Origin of the sequence: Flavobacterium maritimum, assembly GCF_040049085.1 — a bacterium.
GTDB classification, from domain to species: domain Bacteria; phylum Bacteroidota; class Bacteroidia; order Flavobacteriales; family Flavobacteriaceae; genus Flavobacterium; species Flavobacterium maritimum.
In genome coordinates this window covers 171,025-187,797 of record NZ_JBDLZY010000004.1, presented here as the reverse complement: position 1 = coordinate 187,797, position 16,773 = coordinate 171,025, and the positions used below count along the sequence as shown (strand labels likewise).

General features: G+C 33.8%; 15 protein-coding genes. 3 read left to right on the top strand and 12 right to left on the bottom strand.

Translation table 11 applies throughout. The features are described 5' to 3' along the window. Positions 1-7: 7 nt before the first annotated feature. Positions 8-1,366, top strand: coding sequence for an L-fucose:H+ symporter permease (gene fucP / locus ABEB23_RS10175; RefSeq protein ID WP_348812488.1), 1,359 nt, complete (start codon positions 8-10; stop codon positions 1,364-1,366). Between the two features lie 284 nt (positions 1,367-1,650). Here fucP and ABEB23_RS10170 read toward each other — a convergent pair whose 3' ends face one another. Further along, on the bottom strand, positions 1,651-2,157 hold the full coding sequence (locus tag ABEB23_RS10170) for a DUF2911 domain-containing protein (RefSeq protein WP_348812487.1): 507 nt from the start codon (positions 2,155-2,157) through the stop codon (positions 1,651-1,653). A 186-nt stretch (positions 2,158-2,343) separates the two neighbouring features. Between ABEB23_RS10170 and ABEB23_RS10165 the strand changes: the two genes are divergently transcribed. Further along, complete coding sequence (locus ABEB23_RS10165; protein WP_348812486.1) at positions 2,344-4,263, top strand: DUF294 nucleotidyltransferase-like domain-containing protein; 1,920 nt, start codon at positions 2,344-2,346, stop codon at positions 4,261-4,263. 2 nt (positions 4,264-4,265) lie between these two features. Further along, the gene (locus ABEB23_RS10160) at positions 4,266-4,862 is read left to right on the top strand and encodes a 3'-5' exonuclease (protein WP_348812485.1); all 597 of its coding nucleotides are present in this window, start codon (positions 4,266-4,268) and stop codon (positions 4,860-4,862) included. A gap of 19 nt (positions 4,863-4,881) precedes the next feature. Here ABEB23_RS10160 and ABEB23_RS10155 read toward each other — a convergent pair whose 3' ends face one another. The 11 genes from ABEB23_RS10155 to ilvB all read right to left on the bottom strand — a co-directional run bounded on the left by ABEB23_RS10155 (position 4,882) and on the right by ilvB (position 16,720). Next, complete coding sequence (locus ABEB23_RS10155) at positions 4,882-5,367, bottom strand: 4'-phosphopantetheinyl transferase family protein (RefSeq protein WP_348812484.1); 486 nt, start codon at positions 5,365-5,367, stop codon at positions 4,882-4,884. Continuing rightward, entirely contained in the window at positions 5,364-5,618 is a 255-nt protein-coding gene (locus tag ABEB23_RS10150) for a phosphopantetheine-binding protein (RefSeq protein WP_348812483.1), read from the bottom strand. Before ABEB23_RS10150 ends, ABEB23_RS10155 begins: the two co-directional genes overlap by 4 nt. Positions 5,619-5,715: 97 nt before the next feature. Next, a complete protein-coding gene (locus ABEB23_RS10145; protein WP_348812482.1) occupies positions 5,716-6,987 on the bottom strand; it encodes a beta-ketoacyl-[acyl-carrier-protein] synthase family protein in 1,272 nt (423 codons plus the stop codon). Positions 6,988-7,033: 46 nt separating this feature from the next. After that, positions 7,034-7,462 carry a 3-hydroxyacyl-ACP dehydratase FabZ family protein gene (locus ABEB23_RS10140; RefSeq protein ID WP_348812481.1) on the bottom strand — a complete coding sequence of 143 codons (429 nt, stop codon included), beginning with the start codon at positions 7,460-7,462 and terminating at the stop codon, positions 7,034-7,036. Positions 7,463-7,486: 24 nt separating this feature from the next. Beyond that, positions 7,487-8,539, bottom strand: coding sequence for a type III polyketide synthase (locus tag ABEB23_RS10135; RefSeq protein WP_348812480.1), 1,053 nt, complete (start codon positions 8,537-8,539; stop codon positions 7,487-7,489). 65 nt (positions 8,540-8,604) lie between these two features. After that, the gene (locus ABEB23_RS10130) at positions 8,605-9,336 is read right to left on the bottom strand and encodes a methyltransferase domain-containing protein (protein WP_348812479.1); all 732 of its coding nucleotides are present in this window, start codon (positions 9,334-9,336) and stop codon (positions 8,605-8,607) included. Beyond that, the gene (locus ABEB23_RS10125; RefSeq protein WP_348812478.1) at positions 9,337-10,467 is read right to left on the bottom strand and encodes an NAD(P)/FAD-dependent oxidoreductase; all 1,131 of its coding nucleotides are present in this window, start codon (positions 10,465-10,467) and stop codon (positions 9,337-9,339) included. It lies immediately after the preceding gene. A gap of 125 nt (positions 10,468-10,592) precedes the next feature. After that, entirely contained in the window at positions 10,593-12,500 is a 1,908-nt protein-coding gene (gene acs / locus ABEB23_RS10120; RefSeq protein WP_348812477.1) for an acetate--CoA ligase, read from the bottom strand. 433 nt (positions 12,501-12,933) lie between these two features. After that, on the bottom strand, positions 12,934-14,403 hold the full coding sequence (ilvC, locus tag ABEB23_RS10115; RefSeq protein WP_348812476.1) for a ketol-acid reductoisomerase: 1,470 nt from the start codon (positions 14,401-14,403) through the stop codon (positions 12,934-12,936). Positions 14,404-14,496: 93 nt separating this feature from the next. Beyond that, on the bottom strand, positions 14,497-15,021 hold the full coding sequence (gene ilvN, locus ABEB23_RS10110; RefSeq protein WP_348812475.1) for an acetolactate synthase small subunit: 525 nt from the start codon (positions 15,019-15,021) through the stop codon (positions 14,497-14,499). A 4-nt stretch (positions 15,022-15,025) separates the two neighbouring features. Further along, entirely contained in the window at positions 15,026-16,720 is a 1,695-nt protein-coding gene (ilvB, locus tag ABEB23_RS10105) for a biosynthetic-type acetolactate synthase large subunit (protein ID WP_348812474.1), read from the bottom strand. Positions 16,721-16,773: the final 53 nt, after the last annotated feature.

Sequence of the window (16,773 nt, the reverse complement as noted above, 5' to 3'; positions counted from 1 at the left end):
TAAGACAATGAATCTAACTAAAAAAATCCCTGTAGTAAGTAAAGAATTCGTTTTTCAGTTTATAATAATTACCATACTATTTGCCCTTTGGGGAATCGCCAATGATTTAACAACTCCGATGGTTTCTACTTTCAAAAAAGTAATGCCGGAACTTTCCAATACACAAGCATCATTAGTACAATTTGCCTTTTATTTTGGGTATTTCTTCATGGCTTTACCAGCTGCATTATTCATTAGAAAATACAGCTATAAATCTGGAATAATATTAGGACTGCTATTATATGCGACAGGTGCTTTCTTATTCTATCCCGCAGCACATTACCAAAGTTACACTTTCTTCCTTGTTTCCTTATGGGTAATTACTTGCGGCTTAGCCTTTCTTGAAACCACTTCAAATCCCTTGATTTTATTTTTGGGCAATAAAGAAACCGCAACTCAACGTTTAAATTTAGCGCAGGCATTTAACCCAATTGGAGCAATTACCGGATTGGTCATGGCCCAGTTTTTAGTCATTAAAGAAATAAAATCCGATGATTACACACAAGAAGCCTATAAAGCTTTAAATTCAAGCGAATTAGCCAGTATCCGCGAAAATGATTTAGGTATCATCAGTATTCCTTACATTGGATTAGGAATTTTTGTCTTAATAATTTTGATCATTATTATTATGACAAAAATGCCTAAAACAGCTCACGAAGATAAAATGTCAATCTCTGAATCGTTCAAGAAGTTATTCGCCAATAAAAATTACAAACATGGCGTTATTGCTCAGGCTTTTTATGTTGGTGCGCAAATTATGTGTTGGACATTTATTTTTCAATATGTAGACAACATCAACAAAACATTTGGATTAGAATTAACCGCCACGTATTACAATATAACTGCAATGATTTTATTTTTATTGGGCCGATGGATTGGAACTGGTTTGATGAAAACCATAAATCCATCAAAAATATTAATGGTATTTGGTATTGGAGGAGTAATCTGCGCAGCTGGCGCGATTATATTACAAGGCATGCCAGGATTAGTTGCTCTAATTTGCATCTCGATTTTTATGTCAATTATGTTTCCAACTATCTATGGTATAGCACTAAAAGACATGGGCGATGAAGCAAAAATTGGATCTGCCGGTTTAGTTATGGCTATTGTTGGTGGAGCATTGATGCCTGTTATGCAAGGAAGTATTTTGGATTGGGGCGGATCTGGATTTTCAGATGTCAAAATTTTAGGATTTATACCTGAAGTTAACTTTTCATTTATTTTACCATTAATCTGTTTGACCATTGTAACTCTTTATGGCTATAGCACTTATAAAGCATCCAAAAAGATTAAAACAAGTAATGAAATCAAAGTTTCAGTAATTTAGCTTAACGTTACTGTATAAGTAAAGAAAACGGACAGTAAAGCTTTTATTGTTCGTTTCTTTTTAATAAAAAGAGTAAAAAGCACATTTAAAAGCATTGAATTAAAATGTATATATTTTGCACTATAATTTATATTATGTAAAATAGAATTTTTAAACCTTTACATTAGAAGCTATAGTTCTCTATATTCTTTTCTTTTTTATGTCCCGTTCATTTTGTCTCTTCTGTAAAACAAAAAAGCACTACCAATCTTGATAATGCTTTTTAAAAACAACTATTTTTTATTCTATTTCACAGAAATTGGAATACTCCATTTTTCCCAACTTAAAACAATATCATTTTCATTTATCGTGTACACTAAATTTTCAGCATTTGAATCTGTAATTTTCTGTTTCACGGTTACTCGTAACTGATCATCTTTTTCTTTGTATTTATAAGCTCCCCATTGTTTAGCTTCTTTATTAAAGATAATTACACATTCTTTTTCATTTGGTATTACAAAAAAAGAATATTTTCCTGCCGGTAATTTTGAACCTTCAATCATAAGATCTTTATCGGTTTCAAAAGTCGTTGCCTCATTGGCACCAGCGCGCCAAACTTTATTAAAAGGTACTAGTTCACCCCAAATTTTTCTGCCTTTTACAGATGGGCTGCTATAATTAACAGTAATTGTAGCGCCATTAATTTTACCTGTTGCAACAGTTGCCGGACTTGCAGGTTTATCTTGTGCATTAACGAAGGTTGCCGTCAGTAATACAATAAGGAACAGATGAATTTTCTTTTGTAATCCCATGATTTAAAATGTTTTAGTTTAAGTCCTAAATTTAAAATAACTTAATTAAATTTGTCATAATTCTTAATAATTTTAAGAAAAAATTAAGAAATTTATAAATTAATCGCATTACTCTATTAATCGCGGTATTATAATTTATTAATTTATTATTTTTACAAACGATACTTTATTTACTTATCAAATCTTATGAATACAATTGCAGAGCACATTGCGGATTTTTTGAAAGAATACCAACCTTTTGATAATTTAACATTTGAAGAATTATCAGAAATCGCCACAAGTATTCGCGTTGTAAATTTAGAAAAACATAAAACCTTATTCCAAATTGATGATGTTTTGCATGACAGTTTTTATGTTGTGGCATCAGGGCTTATCAATTTATCTGTAATTGCAGATGCTGAAGAAACATTATTAAACAAATGTCATGAAGGTGATATTTTTGGCTTGCGTCCTTTTTTTGCCAAAAACAATTACATGATGACAGCCAAAGCTCGTGAAGAAAGCATTGTTTATGCTATTCCTATTGCTACTTTCCGACCGTTTGTCGCAAATAATCCAAAAGTTTTGGATTTCTTATTGGAAAGTTTTGCTACCAATACAACCAATTCTAAAGACAGGGAAAATATACGGGGTAAACTTATCTCAGACAACATATTCTATTCTGATCAACAATCGGAAATAATGAATTTTCAGCCCTTGTCATATAATAAATCTCCGTTGACTTCAACCGTTAATGATGTAATCAAAGACGTTGCGCAAGCGATGACTAATAATTTAATCAACAGTATTATTATTTGCGATAACAACATTCCTATTGGCGTTGTCACACATACTGATATGTGCACCAAAGTTGCGACCGGCAGGTTCCCTATAACGGATACAATTGACAAAATCATGTCCTCTCCTGTGGTAACTGTTGTCGAGAATGTTTCTTTGGCAGAAGCCCAATTACTTATGTTAAAGCATAATGTGACTCATTTATGCGTTACATTAGACGGAACCAATACATCTGTCGTAAAAGGAATTATTTCAGAACACGATTTGATTGTTGCGCAAGCCAGTAATCCAGGAGTTTTAATAAAAGAAATCAAACGTTCACAATCAGCAAAAGATTTAAAGCAAATTAGAGACCGAATGACTGACCTCATTCAAAACTCAATTATTAAAAATATACCTCTTTCTCATATTAACAACATTGCCAGCGAAATCAATTTGGCATTAATTAAACGTGCCGTAGAACTATCTATTTTAGATTTAGGCTCCCCTCCTGCCCGTTTCGCCTGGTTAAGTATTGGTAGTCAAGGAAGAAAAGAACAATTGCTATTAACTGACCAAGACAGTATTTTAGTTTTTGAAGATGTCACTCCAGACAAATACCGTGACGTAAAAGATTACTTCCTTAAACTAGGTAAAAAAACAACTGTAACACTTGAAAAAGTGGGTTATGAACTCTGTCCTTACGGTCATATGGGAAGCAATATGATGTGGTGTAAGTCTCTGACAGACTGGGCAAAACAATACAACAGCTGGATGAATACTCCAGGTGAAAACAGCAATGATTTAAGCAGTATTTTCTTTGACTATGAAATTGTTTTTGGAGAGCCTAAAATCGAAGAAGCCATTCAAACTGTTATTCTGAATAACACACAAAACAACACGCTTTTCTTTGATTTCCTTGGTAACGATGCTTTGAGAAAAAACGCTCCTTTAAGTTTTTTCAAAAAATTCATTGTTGAAGAGGAAGAAGGTCCAAACAAAAATAAATTTGATATCAAAACCCGTGCTTTGATGCCTCTAATTGATGGTGCTCGTCTATTTGCTTTAAGCCATGGCGTCAAAGGAATCAATAACACCTACTTACGCTTCAAACAATTAGCCATTATAGATCCTAAAAACGCTGAAATTTATCTAAATTGTGCCGAAGCTTTTTTAACTTTATCTAAATTTAGAGCCCTTGAAGGTTTAAAAAATGATGATTCAGGACAATTTATAAATTTAAGTGAGTTAACAAAAATTGATAAAGAAAAATTGAAAAACGCTTTAGCTCCAATGAGAGAATTGGAAGAATTAATTAAAAGTAAATTTCAACTTACCCAATTTTCATAATTATGCTAGACTGGCTGAAAAACATCAACAAAGAACATCCTGAGTTTTGGAAAACATATCTTTCAAAATTCGAGCATAAATCAAAGCGTTTCGTTGTTTTATCCACTGAAACTTCAGGCATGAATCCCCATAAAGACGTAATCTTATCTATTGGCTCATTTGCAGTGGTAGATAACAGCATTCTTATTGGTGACAGCTTCGAAACGGTATTATTGCAGTATAAATTTCTTCATGACAATGGACTTTCCAATGAGTTTATTATCGAAAGTAAAATGAAAAAAATGGTGGAACCAGACGCTATAAAATCATTCATCGATTATATTGGCAATGCAGTTTTGGTTGGTCATCATATTGATTTCGATGTAGAAATGATCAATGCGGCATTGGAAAAACTGGACTGCGGCAGACTAAAAAATGAAGCTTTGGATATTGATGTAATGTACCGTAAACTACACGACATCACTGACAGACAATTTTCACTTGACGAATTGTGCACTATCTATAAAATCCCAAAAAGTGACCGAAATTCTTCCTCAGAAGATGCCTATAAAATTGCTTTGCTATTTCTGAAGTTAAAAGCAAGATTAGGAATCCAGTAAACCCTTTTTTAATAAGTTTTCAAAGACTAATTCCTTTCCAGAAACGACCGTGATGACTAATAGAAACCGGGATTTCATTTTTGCCAAAATCATCTGTTAAAAATGGAATCCCTTTTCTTTTGCTGATTTTTGTTTCGGAATCTAAAATCCTTATTTGCTTAAAATACGCTTTTTCAGTAACCGCAATTGCATAAACACAATCATTGCAAATAGTAGTTTCCGTCAAATAAGTATAATTATTAATAATTACCGTTCCTGAGTTTTGATTTTCGTATTCACATTCCAATTGCAATGGGAAATACCCTCGAATTCCTGTTTCTCTATTGTAGATTTTGTAAGCCGCTTCCTTTCTTGCCCATAAATTCCAGACCATTACATCCTGATTTACAGCATCAGCAATCAGCAATTGCTCTCTTGAAGTAAAAATTTTATTCAGAAACCCTGATCGCTTCCAGTTGCTTTCTTTTTTCGCTAAAGCCAAATCTACAATGTCATTCCCAATCATTTTTCGGATAATTTGGTTTCAATAATCTCCATCGCTGCTTTTAAATTTAGCATTCGTTCCATAGACTGATTATCAATTTCTATTTCGAAAGCTTCTTCAATATCGAGAATTACGTCAACAAGATTGGCTGAATTAATTTTCAAATCATTGATAAAATCCGTGTCTTCAGTAAGATTATCAAAAGCTAGTTGGTTCTGAATGAATGGCTTTACAATACTTTTTAACCTCTCGATTGTTTCTTGTTTATTCATGTTTTTACTTTATTAATTATACTAATTTATACATTTTCAATAATTTGAATGATATTATTTATAGCTTTAATTCAATAGATAAATCTAAGATCTTAGACTAGCTATATTTCTTAAAAATCACACATCCATTTACATCCCCAAAACCAAAACTGGCTTTTGCCACAATATTAAGCTCTTTTTCTATCAACTTTTGCGGAATCCGGGATGAATCAATTAAAGCAGTAATTTCAGGATTTATATCCTCACAATTACGGTTCGGAAAAATAAATCCTTGATGCAGCTGCAATATCGAAGCAACGCTTTCAATACTCCCTGCTCCTGATAAGCAATGTCCCACACTTGATTTTAAAGAATTGATATATGGAAAATTCACACCAGATCTTCCTAATGCCTCCCTCCAATTTTGAATTTCCAAACTATCTTTTGTGGTTGCTGTCAAATGACCATTTATAGCATCAATATCACCTGGTTGAATTCCAGCATTCTCGATAGCACTTTTAATACATTTTTGCACCGCTACAGAATTCGGAGCTGTCATGGATCCTGAGCCGCGTTGTCCACCTGAATTGACATTTCCGCCTAAAACTTCAGCATAAATTTTTGCACCACGTTCTAGTGCGCTTTCTAAATCTTCTAAAACCAGAGCGCCTGCCCCACTCCCCGGAACAAATCCCGAAGCACTCTCAGACATCGGTCTGGAACCATTTTCAGGCGAATCATTATGTTTAAAGGTACAAACTCGCATAGCGTCAAATCCTCCCCAAATATATGGCCCAGAATCACTTGTACTTCCTGCTAAAATACGTTTTGCCTGACCTGATTTTATACGTTCAAAAGCCATTAAAATACTTTCTGTCCCCGTAGTGCATGCTGATGAATTGGTAGACACCTGATTTCCCAATCCTAATTTCCCGCCTAAGTAAGCGCTCACACCACTGTTCATAGTCTGCGCCACTGCTGTACTACCTAAGCGTCGGGTTTGAAAATCATCAATTTTATAAATACTCTCCCTAAATTTATCAATCCCCGAAGTACCTGTTCCAAAAATAGTTCCGCTGTCCCAATCTGGCTCCTCATTTATTTCAATTAACAAACCAGCATCAGCCCATGCATCAATCCCTGCAATTACGCCATATAAAATTCCTGATGAATTAAAATTCCTCAATTCCAATTCGGAAAAATAATTCAATGCAAATTCTGTTGAAATTTCAGGCTTTCCGGCAATTTGACAAGAGAATTGCAATCGTTCCAATTCGACATCATGCTTAATTCCCGAAATACCGTTTTTAATAGCATGCGTAAATGCATCAAGCCCCACTCCATTTGGAGCGACAACACCGAGACCTGTAATTACTACACGTTTATTCATTTATTAAAGTTTTAGTTTTCAATGACAATAGTATTTTACAACCGGGTCAAACCATCATTCCTGAAATTGCTCCCGTACAAACGGTTTCATCCTTTTCATTTTTCATACTGACTTTGCACTTCAATTTCCCAAATCTAAAATATACTTTTTCTGAAATCACAGTAACCTTTTCATTTGGAAAAACAGGTTTCAAAAACTCAATATCTGTTGACGTTAAAGCAATTGAAGTGTTTTTATTAAATGTATCATCTAACAGAAATATTCCCAGACAAACCAACCCAATTTGCGCCATAACTTCCGTTAAAATTACACCTGGTGTCACGGGTTTGTCTTTAAAATGTCCTTTATAAAAATCAAGATTTTCATCGCAAGTAAAGGTGCCTTCCACTCCATTTTCATTGATTTGGATTATCTCATCCACAAACAAAAATGGTTTGGAATACGGTAATTTGGATATAATTTCTCGATTATTCATTTCTTGACAAAATAATTTCTATTATTAAAATCGCAACAAAACCCTTTGCGCTGAAAATCCAGGCCCAAAACTCAACATCAATCCTAATTCACCTTCTTGAGGATTATTGTTCATTATTCGTTCTAAAACATATAAAACAGTAGCACTTGACATATTACCGTACAAACGCAAAACTTCTTTCGTGTCATCTATATTCTTTTCCATATTGAAAAATAGGGTTTCTATTGTCTGAACAATTTTTTTCCCACCGGGATGAAAAATCAAATGACTAACATCTTCCATTTTTAAATTGTTTTTTTCTAAAAAAGGATGGATAATATCGGGGAAGTGAGATGCGATCGTTTCAGGAACTTCAATATCCAATACCATTTGCAAACCAGAATTGGTCAATTTAAAACCCATCATATGAATGTTGTCATAAAAATGATACATTTCTTCCGCTACTATTTCCGGCCCATGATCATCTTCGTGAGACGAAAGTAAAACACAAGCCGCACCATCTCCGAAAATTGCAGCACTGACAATGTTTGCCATCGAAAAATCATCCAATTGAAATGTAGCTGTAGGACTTTCGACTGCAACTACCGCAGCCCTCTTCCCTGGATTAGCCTGTAAAAAATTTTTGGCATAAATAATTCCTGAAATCCCGGCGGCACAGCCCATTTCAGTTACGGGAAGTCGCACAATATCCTGGCGTAATTTCAACGAATTAACCAAATATGCATCTAATGACGGGATCATAATTCCAGTACAGCTAACGGTAATGATATAATCCAAATCTTCTGGTTTCCAATCTGCTTTTTTTAAAGCTTTTTCGAGTACTTTTTCACCCAAATCAATTACTTCACGGACATAAATATCATTTCTCTCTTCAAATGAAGTTTTAGTAAAAACCTCAATTGGATCCATAATCGAATATCTTTTGTCAACAGCGGCACCTTCGAAAATTTTTTTTACTTTTCTAATAAAGCGTTCCTCTTGACCATTCAGCCAAGAATCAAGGAAAGGGATAATTTCTTCAGTTGTTCTGGAATATTTGGGCAGCTGTTTTGTAACCGTTTTTATTTTTACACTCATATTTTTTTAAGACTTTTAGATGAAAGACGAATAGATAACAGGTTTAAGCTTTTTACATCTTTTTTCTATTTGTTTATTATCTCGTTATCTTTTTTTATAATCCATTCGTAACGGAAAGCCCATTTCCATTGGATTGTATATTTTTTGAAATTTAATTTTTCTGAAAACCGAATCAAATCTTCTTTTTTAAAACCTCTCAATATTGAAGTCAACCCATCTTCCCGTGACATTTCATTCAATCTGAAAACAAAACACAGTAACTGAAATAATCGGTAAGCAATCGCACTTCTTTGCAAATCATTAATTACAATCCCAATATCCGCATTAGAATAAAAAACAGTCATCAATTTTAATATTTCTTCTTCCTTAAAATGATGCAAAGTCAAGGTACACAAAACAATATCGTATTTTAATTCTGTAAAAGGTTTATCAAAAATATCTTGACATTTATAAGTGATATTGGGATAAAAATCAGATAACTTCCGAGCATGGTTTATTGTAAAAGCGTTTGCATCAATTCCGATTAATTTAAATTTTAAATCATTCTTCAATCCAAAATCAGCAATCGTACGCAACATATCACCATTTCCACAACCCACATCAACAATTGTTATTCTTCTTGAGTTTGGTAGGGATGCAATTAATTTCCGGATTCCTCTTAAAGTTAGTTTGTTTCCTCCCAACAGATGATTGATTTTGGCAATTTTATCCAAAGCATCTCTTAAAACCTCACCTTCCATGGAAAAATCATCCATGGTTTCCAGTTTGTCAGTTCTGTATTTTGTATTTAATGTCATTTATCGTTCTATAATTATTGGTCGTCCGTGGGTCCTTTCTATAATTTTTGACAATACCACAGGAAATTTAACTAATAACCACATTAACACAGTAGAAATTCTTTGATTTTGTAAAATCATAGCTAAAAACCGCCCTGTCTCCAGCCGTTTTTTGAAATTAAAATTCCATTTCTGAATATATTCATTCTCTAATTCGGCTCTGGTTTTACTTTCAATTTTATAGTAATCATTAACCAATTCTGAAACAATTTTTGCACTGTGAATAGCCATTGCCATTCCGTTTCCGCACAAGGGATGGATTAATCCTGCCGTATCTCCAATCATTAAAATATGGTTTTCAACGGCTTGCTTTTTTTCAAAACAAATTTGACTGATCGTTAAGGGTTTATCAAAAAGCAAAGAGCAATTTTCAAAAACGAATTTCAAAGAAGGATTTTGGAAAAGGACTTCTTTTTGATAATCATCAATGTTTTTATATTTTTTGAATGTTTCATAATCCGCTAAATAACATACGTTGATGATGTCATTTTCCACTTTTGAAACACCGCAATAACCACCTTTAAAATTATGTAAACCTACCAAATCATTAGGAAAAACACCTGAATAATGCCCTTTAACAGCTAACCAAGGTGATTTTTTTCTAATAAAATTACGATTTAGTTTTTGATCAATCGTGGAACGTTTTCCAAAAGCACCAATTACAATTTCAGACTTTAAAACAACACCTTTTGAAGTACTTACAGTAAAATGATTATTTTCAAAAACGATATCTTCAACAGTATCTGAAATTATTTGACACCCTAGTTTAATAGCTTTTTTATAGAGAAATTCATCTAAAGCATACCTGCTAACACCAAATCCTCCTAAGGGCAAAATACAATTTATCGTTTTCCCATTGAAAGTAGAAAACTGAAGTCTTGCTATGTTTGTTGGTTGCAGCTCCTGAACATTTATCCCTAACCAATCCATATATGACAATACTTCATTAGATATGTATTCTCCGCAAACTTTGTGTTTAGGAAATTCATTCTTTTCAACCAGAATAACTTGAAAACCAATTTTAGACAAATGTATAGCCGCAGTCAATCCTGCCAATCCTCCACCAATAATTAGTACTTGATTGCTTTTCATATTGTAGTAAATTTAGCAAATTGATTTTAGATTTATATCATATCTCAGCGCTAAAAATTTGAAATAAAAAAAATGCTTTATCAAAACAGATAAAGCATTTTTTATTTTAAACCTTCTTATTTTATTTACAATCGTCCTTCTTTTATCTCATCAATAATTTCAGGATTTAGTAAAGTAGATGTATCACCAAAATTTGAATAATCACCCTCTGCAATTTTACGTAAAATTCTACGCATAATTTTTCCTGAACGTGTTTTAGGCAAACCGGAAACAAATTGGATTTTATCTAATTTAGCAATCGGCCCGATATGATCCGTTATATGTTGATTAATCTCTTTAGTTAAGTTTTCCTTATTTCTGTATTCTCCGGTTTCTTTTAAGATCACAAAACCATATAATGCATTCCCTTTAATGTCATGAGGGAAACCTACAATAGCTGATTCAGCAACAGCAGGATGCTCATTAATAGCATCCTCAATCGGAGCTGTACCAAGATTATGTCCTGAAACAATGACAACATCGTCTACACGGCCCGTAATTCTATAATAACCTACTTCGTCACGCAATGCCCCATCCCCTGTGAAATATTTACCTGGAAAGGTAGAGAAATAAGTGTCTTTGTATCGCTGGTGATCTCCCCAAATTGTTCTCGCAATACCTGGCCATGGGAATTTAATACATAAACTTCCAACCACTTGATTACCTTCAATTTCATTACGTCTTTCATCCATCAAAACGGGTTGAATTCCAGGTAAAGGCAATGTGGCGTAGGTGGGTTTCGTCGGAGTAATAAAAGCTATTGGAGAAATCATAATACCTCCTGTTTCTGTTTGCCACCAAGTATCTACAACTGGGCATCTTTTATCGCCAACATGGTCATTGTACCAGTGCCAAGCCTCCTCATTAATTGGTTCTCCAACAGAGCCAATCACTTTCAAAGACTTTAAAGGATATTTCTGAACATATTCTAAACTTTCTTTTGCCAAAGCACGAATAGCTGTTGGCGCTGTATAAAATTGGGTTACTTTATGTTTTTCGATCGTTTCCCAAAAACGACTGAAATCCGGATATGATGGAATACCTTCAAAAATTACCGTTGTTCCTCCATTTAAAAGCGGACCATATAAAGTATAAGAATGACCGGTAATCCAACCTATATCGGCTGTACACCAAAAAATGTCATTTTCTTCATGATTAAATACATTTTTGAAAGTATAAGCTGTATAAACCATATAACCTGCGGTGGTATGAACCATTCCTTTAGGTTTTCCGGTAGAGCCGGATGTATAAAGAATAAATAAAGGATCTTCAGCATCCATTATTTCTGCAACATTATTACCTAATGCCTGATCTAAAAGCGGCTGCAACCATTGGTCACGTCCTTCTTTCATATTCACCTCTGTATTGGTTCTTTTGATAACCAAAACAGATTTCACAGAAGGGCAATTTTCTAAAGCTTCGTCTATAATCCCTTTTAAATCAATCGTTTTATTTCCACGATAACCGCCATCAGATGTAATCACCATTTTGCACTCGCAATCATTTATCCTTGCAGCTACAGCCGAAGATGAGAATCCGGCAAATACAACTGAATGAATGGCTCCGATTCTGGCGCAAGCTAAAATAGCCACAGCCAATTCCGGAATCATTGGTAAATAGATACAAACACGATCTCCCTTTTTAATTCCTTGTTCACGCAACACATTTGCCATTTTAGAAACACGCTCGTACAATTCATTATAAGTTATGTGTAATGCCGTTTCGCTTGGATCGTTTGGCTCAAATATAATTGCCGTTTTGTCACCTCTTTTTGCGAGATGCCTGTCAATACAGTTTTTGGTAATATTAACTTTGGCATCAGTAAACCATTTTACTTCGGCTTCAGCCATATTGAAATCAACAACTTTTTCCCAATATTGGTACCAAGTAAAATTTTCTTCGGCTATTTTTCCCCAGAATTTTCTTGGTTCTCGAACTGATTTATTGTAATGTTTAAAATATTGTTCTAAATTATCAATCTTATAATAGCTCATCCTTTTTAATTTTTTATAAAAGTATTAAATCTCTCTCAATTCTTAAAATTATTTAATTTATTAATTCCTATGAAAAATTAAATATGACATAAAAAAAAGAACATTTTTGTCGTTATTTGTTTGTTTTCTGCTACTTTTAGAAATTTATAGGCTATAAAAAAAGCGAGATAGATGTACTACCCCGCTTTTATCTCAACAATATTTAACAACAAATAATTTAGTAATAAAAAAATCCTATTACAAATTTCAATTATGATAAGGAATTACTTCACTTAACTTTCAAGCTCATTCGAAGCTAAGTGAATGTAATTATGCATCAATATCGCTTTTTTGGTCTTTTAATAGATGTTTACTAATTCAAAATATTATGGATTCAAATGATATAATGCAAATTCCAGCACACCCTCATGTGTGGTAATTCCTAATTTTTTCATTAGCCTATTTTTTTCATAGCTGTCATCGATTCTCTCAACCACTCACCTACTTCTTCGATAGGGTGTTGACGAATACTTTTGTTTACAGCAATTAATACTGAATTATCTACTCCGTTTGCAGTTGAAAATGGTTTTCCAATTACGTTAGTTTCAACTGTTTTCATAAAATCAGTCAATAATGGTTTACAAGCATGGTCAAATAAATAACAACCATATTCCGCTGTATCCGAAATGATTCGGTTCATTTCATATAATTTTTTTCTTGCTACGGTATTGGCAATCAAAGGCAATTCGTGTAAAGACTCATAATAAGCTGATTCTTCAATGATTCCAGACTCAGTCATTGTTTCGAAAGCCAATTCAACTCCTGCTTTTACCATGGCAATCATCAATACACCATTGTCAAAATATTCTTGTTCTGAAATTGGAGCTTCCGTTGGAGCTGTTTTTTCAAAATTAGTTTCTGCAGTAGCAGCTCTCCAAGTCAATAAATTAATATCATCATTAGCCCAGTCAATCATCATGTTTCTTGAAAACTCACCAGAGATAATATCATCCATATGTTTTTGGAATAATGGACGCATGATATCTTTTAGTTCCTCAGCCAATTCATATGCTTCAATTTTAGAAGGATTATTCAAACGATCCATCATATTGGTAATTCCACCATGTTTCAAAGCTTCAGTTACAGTTTCCCAACCGTATTGAATCAATTTTGAAGCATAACCCGGCTCGATTCCTTTTTCAACCATTTTGTCAAAACATAAAATAGAACCTGTTTGCAACATTCCGCAAAGGATTGTTTGTTCTCCCATTAAATCCGATTTTACTTCGGCTACAAATGAAGAGTTCAAAACTCCTGCTCTATGTCCTCCAGTAGCAACTGCATAAGCTTTTGCTTGTTCAAATCCTTCACCGTTTGGATTATTTTCTGGGTGTACAGCAATTAAAGTTGGTACACCAAAACCTCTTTTATATTCTTCACGAACTTCAGATCCCGGACATTTAGGAGCACACATAATAACTGTAATGTCTTTACGAATTTGCATTCCTTCCTCAACGATGTTAAAACCGTGAGAATAAGCCAAAGTTGAACCGTTTTTCATCAAAGGCATAATAGCTGTTACTACAGCAGTATGTTGTTTATCCGGAGTAAGGTTACATACCAAATCAGCGGTTGGAATTAATTCTTCATAAGTTCCCACTTTGAAACCATTATCAGTAGCATTCTTGAAAGAAGCTCTTTTTTCAGCGATTGCATCTGCACGCAACGCATAAGAAATATCTAATCCAGAATCTCTCATGTTTAAACCTTGATTCAAACCCTGAGCTCCACAACCTACTATAACTACTTTTTTTCCTGCTAAAGCTGTTACTCCATTTGCAAATTCGGATTGATCCATGAATTCGCAAACTCCTAATTGTTGCAATTGTAATCTAAGTGGTAATGAATTGAAATAATTTGCCATTTTTTTTAATATTTAATGAATGTAAAATTTAATAATTGATAGATTTAATATAGTTGAAAAAACTAAACAGATGCCTTTTAAACGGCAGTCCAATTACTGTTTAAGTTCTTCTAATAATGTTGAAATTTCCATTTTTGATTTGGAAATTGATATCCTTCCTGATCGAGCAAACTGCATGATTCCAAAAGGTTTTAATTTCTCGTATAATGCTACTATTTCAGAATGTTTTCCTGATTTTGAAATCACAAAAAAATCTCTGGAAACAGTAACGATTTCAGAATGACTTTCTTTGATGATATTTTGAATTTGTCTTTCGTCAAATAACAAACCAGATTCAATTTTGAATATAGCACTCTCTAAAGAAATTATTTCTTCGTCTACGTGGTAAAACGCCTTGATAACTTCTATTTGTTTTTCGATTTGACCTACAATATTTTGTACCCATTTTTCAGTAGTGTTTACCACAATAATAAATCGGGAAACATTTTCTATTTCAGATTCGGATACATTTAAACTCAAAATATTGATATGGCGTTTTAAGAATATTCCTGATATTCTGTTTAATAAGCCAACGTTGTTTTCTGAATAAACAGAAATGGTGAATGTTTTATTTTCCATAATATTAACTTAATCGGATATCTGAAACAGAAGCTCCTGTTGGAATCATTGGGAATACGTTATTCTCTTTTTCTACCATAACTTCAAGGAAATAAGAATCTTTTGAAGCCATCATTTCTGCTACAGCTGCATCTAACTCTTCTCTCTTTGTCACTTTTTTGGCTTTAATATAATATCCTTCAGCAATAGCGATGAAATTAGGGTTGATCATTTCAGTAGAAGCATATCTTTTGTCAAAAAACAATTGCTGCCATTGACGCACCATTCCTAAAAATTCGTTGTTTAAAACGACTATTTTTACCGGAACCTGTGTTTGAAAAATAGTTCCTAATTCCTGAATGTTCATTTGAAAACCTCCATCACCAATGATAGCAACCACTTCGCGATTAGGCATTCCCATTTTGGCACCAATCGAAGCCGGTAATGCAAATCCCATGGTACCTAACCCACCCGAGGTAATATTACTTTTGGTCGAATTGAATTTAGCATAACGGCAAGCGAACATTTGGTGTTGTCCCACATCCGAAACCATTATCGCATCACCTTTAGAGTGTTTATTAATCATTTCGATAGTTTCTCCCATAGAAATCCCTTCTTTCTTCGGTTTCAACTCATCATTAATTACAGCCTCTAATTCAATTTTATATTTTTCTTTAAATTCATTATGCCATGAATCATGCGAATTATTCTCGATAAGTGGCAATATAGCGGTCAAAGACTCTTTTAGATCTGCTAAAACAGCCACAGTTGTTTTTACATTTTTATCAACCTCTGCCGGATCAATTTCAAAATGAATTACCTTGGCTTGTTTTGCATAAGTAGCTAAATTTCCGGTAACACGATCATCAAAACGCATTCCAAGCGCAATCAAAACATCACATTCGTTAGTCAAAACATTTGGACCATAATTACCGTGCATTCCCACCATTCCAACATTTAAGGCGTGATCTGTTGGCAATGCAGAAAGACCTAAAATTGTCCAAGCTGCAGGTATTCCTGATTTTTCTATAAACGCTTTTAATTCGGCTTCCGCTTCACTAAGGATAACTCCCTGACCAAATATTATTAATGGTTTTTTTGCACTATTAATTAACGCTGCAGCCTCTTTTAATTTATCAAGATTTAAAGTTGGTTTTGGAGTGTAACTTCTAATACTGGTACATTTTTTATAACTAAAATCCAACTCATCAAATTGCGCATTTTTAGTAATATCAATTAAAACAGGACCTGGACGACCCGATCTTGCTATAAAGAAAGCTTTGGCAATGATTTCTGGAATTTCGTGCGCTTCAGTAATTTGATAATTCCATTTGGTCACTGGAGTTGAAATTCCAATAATATCGGTTTCCTGAAATGCATCGGAACCTAATAAATGCTTCCCAACCTGACCCGTAATACATACTAATGGAGTGGAATCTATTTGAGCATCTGCTATTCCTGTAACTAAATTCGTTGCTCCAGGTCCTGAAGTAGCAATAGCCACTCCTACTTTTCCTGTAGCTCTTGCAAAGCCTTGTGCAGCATGAGTTGCACCTTGCTCGTGACGCACCAAAACGTGATGCAGCTGATCTTGAAATTTATATAACTCGTCGTAAACAGGCATTATTGCACCTCCTGGGTAGCCATAAACGATGTTTACTCCTTCTTCTAACAGGCATCTGATAACCGCTTCGGCACCAGATATTTTATTGTTTTTCATTTTTTATCTTTTTAGCTTTTACAAATTTCAAAATGCTTTAGCAATTGAGTTTT

Bases quoted from the DNA above. Each gene is read 5' to 3' on its own strand.
- ABEB23_RS10155 (WP_348812484.1), bottom strand. From the start codon at position 5,367: ATGATTGGGAATGACATTGTAGATTTGGCTTTAGCGAAAAAAGAAAGC.
- ABEB23_RS10170 (WP_348812487.1), bottom strand. From the start codon at position 2,157: ATGGGATTACAAAAGAAAATTCATCTGTTCCTTATTGTATTACTGACG.
- ilvN (WP_348812475.1), bottom strand. From the start codon at position 15,021: ATGGAAAATAAAACATTCACCATTTCTGTTTATTCAGAAAACAACGTT.
- ilvB (WP_348812474.1), bottom strand. From the start codon at position 16,720: ATGAAAAACAATAAAATATCTGGTGCCGAAGCGGTTATCAGATGCCTG.
- acs (WP_348812477.1), bottom strand. From the start codon at position 12,500: ATGAGCTATTATAAGATTGATAATTTAGAACAATATTTTAAACATTAC.
- ABEB23_RS10165 (WP_348812486.1), top strand. From the start codon at position 2,344: ATGAATACAATTGCAGAGCACATTGCGGATTTTTTGAAAGAATACCAA.
- ABEB23_RS10145 (WP_348812482.1), bottom strand. From the start codon at position 6,987: ATGAATAAACGTGTAGTAATTACAGGTCTCGGTGTTGTCGCTCCAAAT.
- ABEB23_RS10160 (WP_348812485.1), top strand. From the start codon at position 4,266: ATGCTAGACTGGCTGAAAAACATCAACAAAGAACATCCTGAGTTTTGG.
- ABEB23_RS10130 (WP_348812479.1), bottom strand. From the start codon at position 9,336: ATGACATTAAATACAAAATACAGAACTGACAAACTGGAAACCATGGAT.
- ABEB23_RS10150 (WP_348812483.1), bottom strand. From the start codon at position 5,618: ATGAATAAACAAGAAACAATCGAGAGGTTAAAAAGTATTGTAAAGCCA.
- ABEB23_RS10140 (WP_348812481.1), bottom strand. From the start codon at position 7,462: ATGAATAATCGAGAAATTATATCCAAATTACCGTATTCCAAACCATTT.
- ABEB23_RS10135 (WP_348812480.1), bottom strand. From the start codon at position 8,539: ATGAGTGTAAAAATAAAAACGGTTACAAAACAGCTGCCCAAATATTCC.
- ilvC (WP_348812476.1), bottom strand. From the start codon at position 14,403: ATGGCAAATTATTTCAATTCATTACCACTTAGATTACAATTGCAACAA.
- ABEB23_RS10125 (WP_348812478.1), bottom strand. From the start codon at position 10,467: ATGAAAAGCAATCAAGTACTAATTATTGGTGGAGGATTGGCAGGATTG.
- fucP (WP_348812488.1), top strand. From the start codon at position 8: ATGAATCTAACTAAAAAAATCCCTGTAGTAAGTAAAGAATTCGTTTTT.